We start from the raw sequence: 14,109 nt of genomic DNA, 5'->3' as shown, positions 1-14,109 counted from the left end.
CGGGCGTACTGTTGGGGAAGGGCCGTGCAGGCTGATACGATTATTTTTTGATAGAGACGGTATGGAGTTCCTCTCCGGAAGGCAGGTACCCCGTAAAGGTAAGGGTATCGTCGGAGGCTTCCATGACCAGGTAGTTTTCCGTTTCCGGCTGAGGCGCTGCGTACTCGTCCAGGGAATGGTTTTTCCATAAGCCGGGATATTGGACGCTGCCGGCTACGCCCGTCAGGATGTACAGCGGACCTGAAGCATCGCGCTGGAAGTTGCGGATATGGCCGCGGTCGCGATAGCTGTGGAGATGGGCTGATAATACGACGTCGACGCCGTATTCGTCAAAGAGGGGCATCCACTGGCGGCCTTCTTCGGAAAAGCCTTCTTCGCGGGGCTGCGGGCGGTTTTGGAATCCGTACTGCAGGACATCCTTGTGCATGACGACGACTTTCCATTTTTTTGTTGTGCGGGCCATGTCCTGGTGGAACCAGGCCATTTCATCTTCCAGCAGCTTGGGCTGGAACTGGGCCATTTCGGAAATCTGCGTGTTGAGGACGACGAAGTGAACATCGCCGTAATCAAAGGAATAAAACTGGTTCCGATACGGCTCGGGCGAGTTGGCCGGCAGGGCGAACAGGCGGAGATAGGCTTCGGGCATGCGGATCTTCCAGTCGCGGTTGTACGTTTCGTGATTGCCCATCGCCGGCGCGATGGGGATCTTGCTGATCATATCTTCCGCAGCGTCGAACCAGGCGTTCCACTGGTAATGATCCTGGCCGTTGTCGACGAGGTCGCCCATAGAGACGACGAATTGGACGTCGGAATGAGCCTGCCAGGCCGGGTCCAGCGTGGCGGCCCATACGCTGTAATCGCTGGACTGTGAGTCGGGAAATATCAGGGCTTTAAATTCGTTTCCTTCTGCCGTGTGCAGGGGAATCCAGGCACTTCGCTTTTGGCCGTAGCCGACGCGGTATTCGTAGGCTGTGCCGGGCGACAGCTCCGTCAGCGTTGCTTTATGGATATACGTCGTCACGCCGTCGTCCGTAAAGGCTTCGCTCGTCGCCGCGACGGCGTAGACCTCGTCCTGGCCCTGCTTATGATATTCTACGACAGCGTCGTCTTCGGCCATTGCCGACTGCCACATGACGGTCCGCGACGTCTCGCTGTCTTCCGTAATGACCTGACGGATGTTCATGGCGTCTACATTGCTGGTGAGTTCGTAATGAGCGGCCAGGGACTTTGTTGTCCGAAGGCTTTGCTGGGCTGCCGTCTTGACGCCGGGAATGAAGGCGTACGCGGCGGCACAGGCGATGAGCAATACGGGAACAATTCGTTTCAACAGTTTCTTTTTATTCATTTGCAGCCCTCCTTGCGGTGTATATCCTGAGATGAACTTTATCATATCACATGGAGTTTGCTTTAAGTCAAGACCTTTAACATAAGGTATTCTTACTAATTACATTATAGGTTTTAAATCCGATCATGTCTAATGCTTGCCTTTTATGGCAAGAAATACGATGGAGGCATGGCATGCCCTTAAATCGGTGCTGCTGCGGCGCTTGACAAGGGGATGGGCAGGATATACAATATTGAACGTAATAGAGAATGTCGATGAACGGGAGCAAGTACCCTTGCGGCACCCTTTGCAGCGAGCCGGCGGCAGTGGAAGGCCGGCATGAGGACGCAGGCGGGAATGGGCCCGGGAGATGCGGTCTGAACGACGAGTAGGCGCCGCCGGGACTTCCGCCGTTATGAGGAAGAGCGCATGAAACGTGCGCGTATGAGTCGGGCATCTTGCCAACCAGGGTGGTACCGCGGAAATGTCTTTCCTTTCGTCCCTATCATAGAGGGATGGAAGGATTTTTTTATAGCATAGCAATGTGTTGAATTTGAGGAGGATGATACTATGTCGATTATTTTTTCCGGCATTCAGCCGAGCGGCAATCTTACATTGGGAAATTATTTAGGCGCCTTGCGCAATTTTTCGAAGATGCAGGACGGTAACGAATGCTATTACTGCGTCGTCAACCAGCACGCCATTACGGTGCCTCAGGACCCGAAGCTTCTCCATGAACGGACGCGGGCTCTGGCAGCTATTTACATCGCATCGGGCCTCGACCCGGAAAAATCCACGCTGTTCGTACAGTCCGAAGTGCCGGAACACGCCCTGCTGGGCTGGATTATGATGACCCAGTCTTACGTAGGCGAGCTGGAACGTATGACCCAGTACAAGGATAAGGCGTCGAAGCGGGGAGATTCGATTCCTGCCGGCCTGCTTGTCTATCCGCCTCTCATGGCTGCAGATATTCTCTTGTATCAGACCAATTACGTGCCCGTCGGCGACGACCAGAAGCAGCACATGGAAATTACCCGCGACCTGGCGCAGCGCTTCAACCGCCTGTACGGTGAAGTATTTACGATTCCCGATATTTACCTGGGCCACGATGGCACGCGCGTCATGAGCCTTCAGGAACCGACGAAGAAGATGAGCAAGTCCGACGACAATACGACGGCGACGATTTATCTGCTCGACGAACCGAAGGCCATTGAAAAGAAAATCAAGCGGGCCCAGACGGACAGCGAAAACTCCGTCCACTACGACAGGGAAAACAAGCCGGGTATTTCCAACCTGATTGAAATCTTCTCGGCCGTGACGGACCGTACCCATGAAGAAGTCGAAACGGCGTATGCCGGCAAGGGCTACGGAGCATTCAAGAAGGACGTGGCCGAAGCCGTAATCGCCGCCCTCGAGCCGATTCAGGCCCGCTACGCCCAGCTGGTCAACGACCCGGAATTGGATGAAATTCTCGATAAAGGTGCGGCGAAGGCTCATGCCAAGGCCAGCGAAACGTACGAAAAAGTCGTCCGTGCTATGGGCCTGAACCGGAAATAAGAGGCCGTCATGAGCCATTTCTTTGCGCTGCTGGCGCGGATGAAGTTCATTCGTCGCTGGAGCCTGATGCACAACACGCAGGAAGAAAATATCCAGGAGCATACGCTGCAGACGGCCATGATCGCCTATCATCTCTGCCTTCTCAGCAATCTGCATTTCGGCGGCCGCACGGACCCGAAGCAGGCTGCTGTGCTGGCTATGTATCACGATGCGGCGGAAATCTTTACGGGAGATATGCCGACTCCGGTCAAATATTTCAACGAAAAGATGCGCCGTACCTACGGCGACGTGGAAGCCATGGCCCAGGAAAAGCTGGTTCAGACGCTGCCGGAGGAATTGCATGCCCATTATAAACCGCTCATCTGCGGTGCCGAGGAGGACCCGGCGTGGCCCTTCGTCAAGGCGGCTGATACGCTGAGCGCATATTTGAAGTGCCGGCAGGAACTGGCGGCGGGCAACCGCGAGTTTGCCGAGGCCTTCTCATCGCTGAAAGCGCGGCTGGAGCAGCTGGGTATGCCGGAGGTTGATATGTTTTTGGCTGACTATGCGCCGAGCTTCTCCTTATCTCTGGATGAAATGAATCATTCGGGCTGACAGGACTTTTAAAGAGATAGAAAATAAGGTTTACCGGTTTTCGATCGGCAAGCCTTATTTTTTTATAAAAATATTTTGCGATACAAGTTGTAGATTTAGTATAATAAGGATAATACGCCGATACATATGGTATATGCGTTTCGGCGGGAATTTTTTTTGAAAAAGAAGGTATTTACCTGCCGGGTGTGGAAACGTATAATAAATAAGGCAAATATACTTTAGTAAGTGGAGGTAGTCCTTATGACGCTCAGTTTATTTTGGTCGAGATATACATTAGAGCTGCATGAACGGCATCTGCGCGATGTGGACGCCATGTACCGCTATGTGATTGCTCGGGAAAAATGGAACTGGTTTTTATCTCAAATTCCGGAAAAGGAACAGGTGCAGATCCTGCGCGGCCATAATCACGGCGACGAATCGTGGTCGTGCCGGAAGTGGCTGGATCATATGCTGGAATGGATGAAAGAAAATAAGCCGGCCGCCGTATACGAGGCCGTGGCGGAGCGCGTTCGCGCGATGGAAGCCAAGCCGATAGAGGAATTGGAAAAGCAGGCGGCTCATTCATTGTCGCAGGAAGAGCTGCATACGCTGCGGCAGGCCGGATATTTCCGGTGCGTCGACGTGCCGGAAGGTGAGGAGTGATACAAGGAGGTGCCTATGAGTGCAGTGCGGCGCATTTGGTTAGTTGTACTTGGATGGTTCATTATATTATGTTCGGCGGCTGCGCTGCCATCTGTTCAGGCGGCCGATTCGGTGCGGGCTATCGTCATTTCCGGTGAAATTGACGGGAGCCAGGCCGCTCTCGTGCGGCGGGGCCTGGAGCTGGCGGAAGAAACGGGTGATACAGCCGTTGTCGTGTCTATCGACACCATGGGCGGCAGGGCGGACAGCGCCCTGAAAATACGGGATATGCTGCGGAGCACGTCCCTGCCGACGATTGCTTTCGTCAAATCGCGGGCCTGGTCGGCAGGCGCTCTCATCGCCTTATCGTGCCGCCACATCGTCATGGCACCGGGAAGCAGCATCGGCGCAGCCGAGCCGATTCCCAATACGGAGAAAAATATCGCCGCCATGAAATCGGAATTCAGCGCGACAGCTTCCCATATGGGCCATAATCCCCGCGTAGCCGAAGCCATGGTCGACAAGACCCACGGGTATCCTGACTATGCCGAGCCCGGCGAGATATTATCTTTGTCAGACGGGCAGGCCAAGGAGCTCGGCATTTCCGAAGGGACGGCCAATTCGCCGGAAGAGGCGCTGAAGTTGTTCAGCCTGGGCGATGCGTCGGTTCAGTATGAAGAAAAGAGCTGGAAGGATAGCATCATCGGCATTCTGCAGAACGAATACGTCCGCATGGTCGTCATCGCCCTCATCCTGATGGCGATCTTTGTAGAAATCAAAACGGCCGGCATCGGCGTAGGCATCATTACGGCTATCGTCTTAGGCGGCCTGCTGTTCCTGTCCGGCGAGGATTCACTGGGCGACAGCCTGATCGTCTTAGGCGCGTTTATCGGCAGTCTGTTCTTCGTCGGGATGGAAATCCTGTCTCCCGGCATGGGGATTTTCGGCGTCCTGGGCGTGCTGCTGCTCTTCGGCAGCTTATTTTATACGCTGGGGGCGACTATAGATTCTGTCTACATTTTAGCCGGCGGAACCGTCTTGTCTTTAGTTTTGTTTTATTTTGTCGGCAAGCGTCTGCCGAAGAGCCGGCTGGCGGCGAAGTTCATGCTGACGACGCAGTCGACGAAGGAGAAAGGCTATTCGTCCCAGTCTGATAAGAGCAAGTACCTGTATCAGCGGGGAAAAACCATTACTATTTTACGGCCGGCCGGCACCATCCGCATCGGCAAGGAGCGAGTCGACGCCGTATCGGCAGGCTCGTTCATCGAGAGGGACGTAGAAGTGCGCGTCGTAGAAGTAGAAGGAACGCGCGTCGTCGTCGAGCCGGTTCCCAAACGTAGCGAGTAAAGGAGGTACCTTATGTCCATATTATCAGTTCTTGCCGTACCGATTATCGTCATCGTCATAGCCATTGTGGCCATATCCCTGTTTCTGCACTTCGTGCCCATCGGCTTGTGGATTTCGGCCATGGCTGCCGGCGTGTCCGTCGGCATCGTCAATCTCATCGGCATGCGCCTGCGCCGCGTCGTGCCGTCGAAGATTATCCTGCCGCTGGTCAAGGCGAATAAGGCGGGCCTCAACGTCAATGCCAACCAGCTGGAAGCCCATTATCTGGCCGGCGGCGACGTAGACCGCGTCGTCGACGCCCTCATTGCGGCGCACCGGGCTACGATGGCCCTGACCTTTGAACGGGCCTGCGCCATCGATTTGGCCGGCCGCGACGTACTGGAAGCCGTGCAGATGAGCGTCAACCCCAAGGTCATTGAAACGCCCTTTATTTCGGCTGTCGCCCAAAACGGCATCGAGCTGAAAGTACGGGCCCGCGTGACGGTCCGGGCCAATATCGACCGCCTCGTTGGCGGCGCCGGCGAAGCGACGGTCATCGCCCGCGTCGGCGAAGGCATCGTTACCAGCGTCGGCTCGGCCAGCGACCATTCACAGGTGCTGGAAAATCCCGATGAAATTTCCAAGACCGTGCTGAACAAAGGCCTCGACGCCGGTACGGCCTTTGAAATCCTGTCTATCGATATTGCCGATGTCGACGTAGGCCGCAACATCGGCGCGCGCCTCCAGACGGACCAGGCGGAAGCGGATAAGCAGATCGCCCAGGCCAAAGCGGAAGAACGGCGGGCCATGGCTGTAGCGAAGGAACAGGAAATGCAGGCTTATACTCAGGAAATGCAGGCCAAAGTTGTCGAAGCACAGGCGGAGGTTCCCCTGGCCTTGGCTCAGGCCCTGCGGGACGGAACGCTTGGCGTGATGGACTACTATAATATGAAAAATATCATGGCTGATACGGAAATGCGCTCGGCTGTGGCCCAGGCCGGCATCCCCAAGGCGAAGCCGGCGCCGGCGAAGGACGAAGGCCATAAAGGCGGATTTACGTCTGAGGCGGAAGAATAAGCAGGTGATACCATGGATATATTCGACGGCAGCCTCTTAAATTACGTCATACCCATTATTATGATTATCCTGTTTTCTCTGCCCGACGCCATGCGTAAAAAGCGGCGTTATCCGAAGCGTCAGACCCCGCCGGCAGAGAAACCGCAGCCGCCTGCGCCGGCTAAGAAAGAACCGGAACCGGTCCGAACGGCGCCGCGCCGCGTTCCTATACGGTCGCGAAAGGTCAAGGCGCCGGCAGAAGAACCAGCCGCTGCCATTCCTGCCGCTGCGGCGCAGCTGGCGGCATACGCCGCGTCGCTGCCGCCTCAGCCCAAATCGGCCGCGCCGGTCCGGCTGGCCAAGACAAAAACAGAACCGTGGAGCGGCTTGACGCCCGAAGCACGGGATCTTTACGCCGGCCTCGTATGGGAAGAGCTGCTGCAGCCGCCATTGGCTCGCCGCCGCAACCGGCGCTAAGGCCTTCCATCGGACATAATGAGACAAAGTGAGGATAGGATATGATACGAGAAACTCGAATTAATATAGACGGCATTCCGGCCCTGCAGATCACCTGCGGCGATATGCCGAAGGGCGTCGTGCTGTTTTATCACGGCTGGACGTCGCAGAAGGAATACCAATCCGTCCGCGGCCATCTGCTGGCAGCTTACGGATACGACGTGCTCATTCCCGAAGCCGTAAACCACGGCGAGCGCGGCCCCATCGACTACAACAGCCCTGCGGCGTACGGTGAATTTTGGCAGACGGTTTTTCAAAACATCCGCGAAGCGCCGTCGATTATCAAGTACATACGCAAGTGGCGGCGGCATGTGCCGTGCGCCGTCATGGGCCATTCTATGGGGGCCTTTACGGCCTTGGGCGTCATGACCCACTATACCGAATTCCGTACGGCCGTAGCCCTGAACGGCTCCGGCTGGTGGGATGAATCGGACCGCCGGTTCCGGGCGGCGCTCCACATCGAAAAGCCGAGAAGCTACCGCGTGCTGGCCATGCAGATTCAGGCCATGGACCCCTACGCCTATACGCATAAGCTGGCCGGCCGCTCCGTCCTGGCTCTTAACGGCGGCGCCGACGACGTCGTCGACAATAAGGCTCAGGAGCTGTATATGGAGAAGCTGGCGAAAGACAGCCAGGTTATCAGCCGTTACGGGACGTACGACGGCCTGGGCCATTTCGTGACGACGAATATGATGGGCGACGCCGTGCAATGGCTGGATGAAGCGCTGGCTGTTCCCGTGAGGTAGCCGGCTTGCGGAAATACACTGAATCATGGAAAAAGACTGGGCGTCTGTGCGATGCCGGTCTTTTTTCATATAAAGACGATTGGAGGAAATTATGTATGGCTTTGCCTAATATATACATCGTAGCCTGCGGCGGGACAATTGCCGGAAAGGCGGCGACAGAAGAAGATTTGACAGGATACACTGCCGGAGCGGCGACGATAGACGAGGTGCTGCAGGCTGTGCCCGCCGTTCATCAGTATGCCCGGATTCGGGGCGAGCAATTCTGCAGCATAGACAGCTCTGATATGAGCGAAGGGCTGTGGCTGGCCTTGGCCGCCCGGGTGCAGGAGCTGGCCGGCAGGGACGACGTAGACGGTATCGTCGTTACCCACGGCACCGATACGATGGAAGAAACGGCGTATTTTCTGAATCTGGCCGTCCATACGGAAAAGCCCGTCGTCTTCGTCGGCTCCATGCGTCCGGCGACGGCTATCAGCGCCGACGGTCCCTTAAATCTGCTGGAAGCCGTGCAGGCGGCGGCCCAGGCCGAAACGGGCCGTTACGGCGTCGTCATCGTCATGAACGGGACGATTTGCAGCGCCCGGTTTGTAGAAAAGACCGATACGACTCACGTCGACACCTTTAAAAGCCGTCAGCTCGGCTATATAGGACTGATGCAGGACGGAATGCCCATGTTTTATCAAGCCCCGCTGCGCCGCCATACCTATGAGTCCGGCTTGTCCTGCAGCGGCTGTGCCGCCCTGCCGACCGTCGTTGTTGCCTACGCCTATGTCGGCATGGAACGCTGGATAGAATCCCTCGTCCCGCAGGGTGTCTGCGGCCTCGTGCTGGCCGGCTTTGGCCACGGCCGCATGCCCGGAGCCGTATGGCAGTCCCTGCAGAAAGCAATGAAAGAGGGCCTCGTCGTCGTGCGGGCCAGCCGGACCCTGGGCGGAGCCGTTACGCCCGTAGCCGAATACGAGGGCACGATCTGCGCCGATACGCTGACACCGCAGAAGGCGAAAATCCTGCTGCAGCTGGCCCTGCTCAAAACCAGGGATATCCATGAGATCGAAGAGGCCTTCCGGGAATACTGATTGGCCAAGGACGGCCTATTCCCTATTCGTTTTGAGTGTGATAAAATAAAAAAGATATGAGAATAACGTATACAGCGATGCTGTGAACTATATAGTATGGACAGGAGAGATGCACGATGAGAAAATATGCGAAAGTTTTCATAACAGCTGCCTTGGCTGCCGGCCTCAGCACGGCCGCCTTTGCGGCAAATAATGCGTCGCAGCTGACGGACATCGACAATTACTGGGGAAAAGCGGCCGTACAGTATTTCTATGACCGCCATTATGTCAGCGGCACAGACGGAAAATTCCGCCCGAATGAGGATATTACCCGCGAAGGCATCGCGGCGATTATCAACAACATGATCGGCGAAGATTCGGCGGCGGTGACGACGGACTTTAAGGACGTCAAGGGCCGCTGGTCTGAACGGGCCATTTCCTCTCTTGTCGATAAGCAGATTATGAGCGGCTACAGCAACGGCACCTTCCGGCCGACGCAGAACATTACGCGGGAAGAATTCGCCGTCATCGCTTATAATTACATGAGCTACAAGGGCATGGCGACGACGGGCGAGCAGACCGTCCCCTTCGCCGACGAAGCCAAGATTTCTCCGTGGGCTAAGGAAGCCGTCAACGCAATGGGCGCGGCAGGCTATATGACGGGCTCCAACAACGTCTTCAATCCGAAGGAATACGTTACCCGCGGCGAAGCGGTCAACGTATTGTACCGCATCGTCATGACTGCCGATTCGGCTCAGGCGGCGGCGCCGGAAGCAACGCCGGAGGAAGCGTCCCTGGAAACGAAGGTATTTAAGGATATTACGGAAGCCTACGGTTCGATCAAGAAATTCGCCGGCGACGGCATTATGTACTGGCAGGGCGATACCCTCCACATCGGCGTGAAGACGCAGAAGAATAAAGACGAACTGGAAAGCGTCCTGGCGGCGGATAAGACGATACCGAAAAATGTCGTATACGTACAGACGGCTAAATACAGCTATGACGACTATAAGAAGATGATGTCCAAAGCCGAAGAAGTATACAGAGCTACGGAAGCTACAGATGCCGTCGTCAAGACCGACGTCGACTATCTCAATGAAAAAGTCGTCCTCACCGTACAGTCCATTTCGGAAGAAACGCGGGCCAACCTGGACGACGCCCTCGGCGGTGCGCTGCGCATCGTAGTTCAGTAAATATTGTCGCAAAAGGAGACATTTGCATGAAATATAGAGCCTTGGCGGCGGTTTTAGGCACCGCCGCTATACTATCCGCAGGCGCTGCTTCGGCAGAAGCGCCGTATACGGACTTGAACACATTGCCCCAGCGGGCTGCCGTCGACTACTTGTACGATACGCAGTGCCTGACCTTCGTTACGGGCGATCAGTTTCATCCGAATACCGTGTTGACTCGCGGCGATTTGGCCCAGCTCATTTACAACGCTGCTGCCAATATGCCGTTAGCGAATCCGGAGTTTAAGGACGTCCAGCCAGGACGGGCTGCCGACGCCATGGCGGCCGTAGCGGCCCAGGGCATTTTGACGGGCTATGAAGACGGCTCGTTCCAGCCGGATAAAGAAGTGACGCGGGAAGAATTTGCCGGCGTCCTGTATCGGTATCTGCAGTACTGCCGCCTGGCGGACGCCGACGGTGAGGTAGAAGCCTACGCCGATGAAGGCGACGTATCGCCAGCTGAGCTGACGGCCGTTCAGGTGCTGCACAGCAAGAATATCATGGTGCCGGAAGATAACCGCTTCCGCCCGAAAGACGGCATTACCCGCATGGAAGCGGCCGAGGTCATATACCGCCTGCTCCATTCGGACGAAGACTACGTATCCCACGTGCAGGTGGAAATGCAGGTCATGAAATGCCTCAATGCCGAATACGGCTCGGCCGTGGCCTATTTCCGGTACGGGACGATGTACTGGGAAGGCAATACCCTCGTGTTAGGTATAAAAGGCAGCCCAGGCCGGTATTTGGAAGACCGCATTGAGCATGAAGTGACTCGCGCCGACGCCGTGTCTATTCGCCGCGTCCGCTTGAGCCGGAGCGACTACGACCGCATTCTGAACAGCGCCGTCAATACGATCGTGCGGATGGAAGGCGTGCAGACCTACGTCGGCTCCATTCCTGATTACGTCAACGAACAGGTCGTCGTTACGGTCCGCCGCCCGGTGAGCGAGCAGACCCTCAAGGCATTGACCGAGCGGGTGGGAGCAGGCGTTATCCGCATTGAAACCCTGGCCGCTCCGGGAAAGGCTGTCCATGTGCAGGAAAATCGCAGCGGTGACGGCGAAGGCTACGACGTGGACCGCCGCGGCCGCCGTCATGACAATATCAGCTATTCACCCCTCGTAGACCAGGCGACGTCCAACGCCATCGCTTACGTGGAAAACGATGTAATGAATTAAAAAAGAAATAAAATGAACCGACCCTTCCAAGTCAGCGTTTCAGGCTTCACTTTGAAGGGTCGGTTTTTAGTCGTTGGGGAGAAACAGATGGGTCAGTTCTTGACAGGAATGGACGAGGTAATCAGGATGAAGGCTTTCTAAAAAGGACGAATCCCGAAAGCCCCAGGTGACGAGGACCGACGTCAGTCCGGCGTTGTCCGCCGTTTCCTTGTCTACTTCTGAATCGCCGACGTAGACGGCCTGTTCGGGTCGGCAGTTCAAGAGGTGCAGGGCTTTCTCTATCATGTCCGGCGCAGGCTTTTTGCGGTACTGCGGCGATTCGCCTATGGAGAAATCGACGAGCTGGCGGAAGAACTCCTCGTGGAGGAGCGATACGGCGCCTTGTCCTTTGTTGGAAACGATGGCCGTCTTGTATCCGCCGTTTCGCAGCGCTGCCAGCATGTCTGCGACGCCGTCGTAGGGACGGGTATTGCCTTGGCAGTGGGCGCTGTAATATTGCTTGAACTCTTCCGCTAACAGGGCCTGCTCGTCGGCCGGCACGGACGGAGCGGCCCGCTCGATCAATCCCGTATAGCCGTAGCCCAGGCAGAGGCGCACCTCCTGCGGAGAGAGCTCCGGCAGCTGGTGGAGCCTGAATATATGATTTAGACTATGAGTCAGCTCGGACAACGTATCGAGAACCGTGCCGTCCATATCGAAGATGACGGCTTTGTACGAATGGTTTATTTCATGGGGCATGACGGCCCGCCTCCTTTGCGCAGTATACCCATAGTATACCGTTCCCGGCGGTCTTTGTCCAACGGCGATAGCTTCCTAAATTCATGGGGCTTCAACCTAAATAGGCTAGTGCTAAAATAGATGCAGTATGATACAATAGGGAAAGATATTTGATAGAGCAAGATAGAGGAGAGGTTGATATGGCAAATTTGTTACCATATGCTATTGTAGCTGGCATTGCAGTTGTCTTTTTTGTAGTATGCTATATTTTATTTTCCGGCGGCAGCTCGGAGAAGGAAGAGAAAAAAGGAAAGAACCGCCACAGCCGCGCCGCGTCCGAACGGCCAGGCCAGGGCAAGTCGTCCCTCGGGTATGACGAGGCGGAAAAAAGACGCTCGGCGCAGCCGCAGCAGCCCGTCAGGGAAGATACGGCGCCCATTCCTCGCATTTCTAACGTAACCGTGCGGGAGCGTCAGGAAAATCCCGACGAAACGGCCTTCGTGACGACGAAGGGAGAAGCCGTACGCCGCGACGGAAAAATCGTATACGAAGAACCGCATCGTCCGGCTAAGAAGCAGGAACATCTCGACGCGACACAGGTATTGTCGCGCGAAGAAATATTAGAAGCCATGGATAAAATCGATAAAGAAGAAGCTGCGGCTCACAAGGCGAAGGAAGAAGAAGCCAAGAAGAAAGACATGGCTGAAGCATTGCGGAGCGCCAAAGCCGCTGAACGGTCTGAGGGAGAACGGGAAGACGAAGAGGCTCCCCGCGCCGCCTTGGCCGATATGGCCGCCGTCGTAGCCGCCGATTTAGAGGCGAAATCGCAGGGCGAAGCCGCGGCGCGGCCGGGACGCCGCATCGTGCAGGAAGTCATGGCTGAAACGGCCAAGGCTGCCGCCAAAAGCGTCTCCGACGAAACGCAGGTCATCAGTCCGGCCGAGCTGCGCAGAAAGCAGGAAGAAACGGCTGCTGCGGCAGACGAAACAGTTATGTTCGACGCAGGCCGCTTGTCTGATGCCGTGCGTCAGACCGGCGCGGCCCCGGCAAGCGACGAAACGGCCGTCATGCCGCCGGTACGGCAGCATACGCATACTGACGCCGGCAACGAGACGAAGCAGCAGAAGAGCCCCTGGGGCAACGACCTGTCCCGCTCGGCGGCGAAAGCTGCGCCAATGGCCGGCCGGCCGTCTATTTGGGAAGCGGCTCCCGAAGCCGATTCGCCCTTTATGTCCCAATGCACGGCTCATTTCCTGCGTCAATTCGGCATGGTGACCGAGGATATGAAAGCGCAGGCTGCTTCGATTACGGCGGCGGCCTTCCGCCGCATCGGCTGCCGATCCGACGGCGAACGAAAGAAAGCCCTGTCGTCGCTGCTGGCCCAGGAAGCGCTGCAGAACGTGCAAAAGGCCTACGTGGCCCATCCGAAGGATTACGTCGCGGCGATGGCATTGCAGGCCTTTGCCGATATCGTGCAGGGCTCGCCTGTTTCGACGCGCCATCTCGTCGCCGTCGACGCCTTGAAAATCATGCCTTATCTGTCGGACAACCACTATAAGATACTGTCTGTCCTGCTGCTGTTCCTGTATTCGCGCAATTCCCACAACGTCGACGCCGAAACCTTCGGCCAGTACATCGACAAGTACGTACTGCCCTTCCTCGACGGATTCCCGACGGAACGCCCCTATTACCAGCAGCTCGATTATCTCCACTGCACGGCTTTTGAAGGCAAGGAAACGCACTTTGCTGAAATCCTGGCTGATTCGTATCCGCTCTTATTCCGCTACCGCGGCTTTACGGAAGAGGAACTGCGCAAGGTGCTGAAGGGAACGCCCATGCCGGCGGAATATATCGTCCGTTCCTTCAATTCGCCCCTGGTGAAGCTGGCTATGATCGACGAAAGCATGGCGACGCGGTTCTTCCGCCTGGCCGGTATTTCCGACAGGGCCATGCAGTCGCAGCTGCTGCGGCTGGCGAAAAAACGGCCTGCCGGCTTCGGCGGCGAAGAAGCCCTGGATATTATGGAAGATATTTCGCCGGTACTGGCCGATTTGGGCGACATTTGGGACAGCACGATGCTGCGCATCTCCACCTTGTCGCTATTAGGCTTGTATTTAGCGCAGGGATATATCAAGGAACAGATCGGCGAAGAATTCGATTTGTCCCGCTGGTTTGAATAAGGAGGATCTG

General features: G+C 56.3%; 13 protein-coding genes. 11 read left to right on the top strand and 2 right to left on the bottom strand.

The window, feature by feature from the left end; all coding sequences use genetic code 11:
- Positions 1–40: 40 nt before the first annotated feature.
- Complete coding sequence (locus DKB62_RS03050) at positions 41–1,345, bottom strand: purple acid phosphatase family protein (RefSeq protein ID WP_107196436.1); 1,305 nt, start codon at positions 1,343–1,345, stop codon at positions 41–43.
- A gap of 549 nt (positions 1,346–1,894) precedes the next feature.
- Between DKB62_RS03050 and trpS the strand changes: the two genes are divergently transcribed.
- The 10 genes from trpS (at position 1,895) to DKB62_RS03000 (ending at position 11,202) form a co-directional block, all read left to right on the top strand.
- A complete protein-coding gene (gene trpS / locus DKB62_RS03045) occupies positions 1,895–2,881 on the top strand; it encodes a tryptophan--tRNA ligase (protein WP_107196437.1) in 987 nt (328 codons plus the stop codon).
- Between the two features lie 9 nt (positions 2,882–2,890).
- The gene (gene yfbR, locus DKB62_RS03040) at positions 2,891–3,475 is read left to right on the top strand and encodes a 5'-deoxynucleotidase (protein ID WP_107196438.1); all 585 of its coding nucleotides are present in this window, start codon (positions 2,891–2,893) and stop codon (positions 3,473–3,475) included.
- 240 nt (positions 3,476–3,715) lie between these two features.
- On the top strand, positions 3,716–4,117 hold the full coding sequence (locus DKB62_RS03035; protein ID WP_107196439.1) for a hypothetical protein: 402 nt from the start codon (positions 3,716–3,718) through the stop codon (positions 4,115–4,117).
- Positions 4,118–4,132: 15 nt separating this feature from the next.
- Positions 4,133–5,443 (top strand): NfeD family protein, encoded by a 1,311-nt coding sequence (locus DKB62_RS03030; RefSeq protein WP_107196440.1) that lies wholly within the window; start codon positions 4,133–4,135, stop codon positions 5,441–5,443.
- Between the two features lie 12 nt (positions 5,444–5,455).
- Complete coding sequence (gene floA, locus DKB62_RS03025) at positions 5,456–6,499, top strand: flotillin-like protein FloA (RefSeq protein WP_087478013.1); 1,044 nt, start codon at positions 5,456–5,458, stop codon at positions 6,497–6,499.
- A 12-nt stretch (positions 6,500–6,511) separates the two neighbouring features.
- Entirely contained in the window at positions 6,512–6,955 is a 444-nt protein-coding gene (locus DKB62_RS03020; protein ID WP_087478014.1) for a hypothetical protein, read from the top strand.
- Positions 6,956–6,996: 41 nt separating this feature from the next.
- Positions 6,997–7,740: an alpha/beta fold hydrolase gene (locus DKB62_RS03015; protein ID WP_107196441.1), complete on the top strand. Its 744-nt coding sequence runs from the start codon at positions 6,997–6,999 to the stop codon at positions 7,738–7,740.
- Positions 7,741–7,835: 95 nt separating this feature from the next.
- Entirely contained in the window at positions 7,836–8,816 is a 981-nt protein-coding gene (locus DKB62_RS03010) for an asparaginase (protein WP_107196442.1), read from the top strand.
- A 116-nt stretch (positions 8,817–8,932) separates the two neighbouring features.
- On the top strand, positions 8,933–9,988 hold the full coding sequence (locus DKB62_RS03005) for an S-layer homology domain-containing protein (protein WP_107196443.1): 1,056 nt from the start codon (positions 8,933–8,935) through the stop codon (positions 9,986–9,988).
- A gap of 26 nt (positions 9,989–10,014) precedes the next feature.
- The gene (locus tag DKB62_RS03000; RefSeq protein ID WP_107196444.1) at positions 10,015–11,202 is read left to right on the top strand and encodes an S-layer homology domain-containing protein; all 1,188 of its coding nucleotides are present in this window, start codon (positions 10,015–10,017) and stop codon (positions 11,200–11,202) included.
- A 66-nt stretch (positions 11,203–11,268) separates the two neighbouring features.
- Here the strand turns inward: DKB62_RS03000 and DKB62_RS02995 are convergent, their stop codons facing one another.
- A complete protein-coding gene (locus DKB62_RS02995; RefSeq protein ID WP_107196445.1) occupies positions 11,269–11,940 on the bottom strand; it encodes an HAD family hydrolase in 672 nt (223 codons plus the stop codon).
- 179 nt (positions 11,941–12,119) lie between these two features.
- Here DKB62_RS02995 and DKB62_RS02990 point away from each other — a divergent pair, with 179 nt between their 5' ends.
- Positions 12,120–14,099 (top strand): LPO_1073/Vpar_1526 family protein, encoded by a 1,980-nt coding sequence (locus DKB62_RS02990; RefSeq protein ID WP_107196446.1) that lies wholly within the window; start codon positions 12,120–12,122, stop codon positions 14,097–14,099.
- The last annotated feature ends 10 nt before the right edge of the window (positions 14,100–14,109 follow it).

Origin of the sequence: Megasphaera stantonii (assembly GCF_003367905.1) — a bacterium.
Lineage (GTDB): Bacteria > Bacillota > Negativicutes > Veillonellales > Megasphaeraceae > Megasphaera > Megasphaera stantonii.
The sequence above is the reverse complement of the archived record's forward strand: the minus strand, read 5'-3'. Positions and strand labels throughout refer to the sequence as shown.

Coding starts and splice junctions, on each gene's coding strand:
- DKB62_RS03050 (WP_107196436.1), bottom strand. CDS start 1,345: ATGAATAAAAAGAAACTGTTGAAACGAATTGTTCCCGTATTGCTCATC.
- trpS (WP_107196437.1), top strand. CDS start 1,895: ATGTCGATTATTTTTTCCGGCATTCAGCCGAGCGGCAATCTTACATTG.
- yfbR (WP_107196438.1), top strand. CDS start 2,891: ATGAGCCATTTCTTTGCGCTGCTGGCGCGGATGAAGTTCATTCGTCGC.
- DKB62_RS03035 (WP_107196439.1), top strand. CDS start 3,716: ATGACGCTCAGTTTATTTTGGTCGAGATATACATTAGAGCTGCATGAA.
- DKB62_RS03030 (WP_107196440.1), top strand. CDS start 4,133: ATGAGTGCAGTGCGGCGCATTTGGTTAGTTGTACTTGGATGGTTCATT.
- floA (WP_087478013.1), top strand. CDS start 5,456: ATGTCCATATTATCAGTTCTTGCCGTACCGATTATCGTCATCGTCATA.
- DKB62_RS03020 (WP_087478014.1), top strand. CDS start 6,512: ATGGATATATTCGACGGCAGCCTCTTAAATTACGTCATACCCATTATT.
- DKB62_RS03015 (WP_107196441.1), top strand. CDS start 6,997: ATGATACGAGAAACTCGAATTAATATAGACGGCATTCCGGCCCTGCAG.
- DKB62_RS03010 (WP_107196442.1), top strand. CDS start 7,836: ATGGCTTTGCCTAATATATACATCGTAGCCTGCGGCGGGACAATTGCC.
- DKB62_RS03005 (WP_107196443.1), top strand. CDS start 8,933: ATGAGAAAATATGCGAAAGTTTTCATAACAGCTGCCTTGGCTGCCGGC.
- DKB62_RS03000 (WP_107196444.1), top strand. CDS start 10,015: ATGAAATATAGAGCCTTGGCGGCGGTTTTAGGCACCGCCGCTATACTA.
- DKB62_RS02995 (WP_107196445.1), bottom strand. CDS start 11,940: ATGCCCCATGAAATAAACCATTCGTACAAAGCCGTCATCTTCGATATG.
- DKB62_RS02990 (WP_107196446.1), top strand. CDS start 12,120: ATGGCAAATTTGTTACCATATGCTATTGTAGCTGGCATTGCAGTTGTC.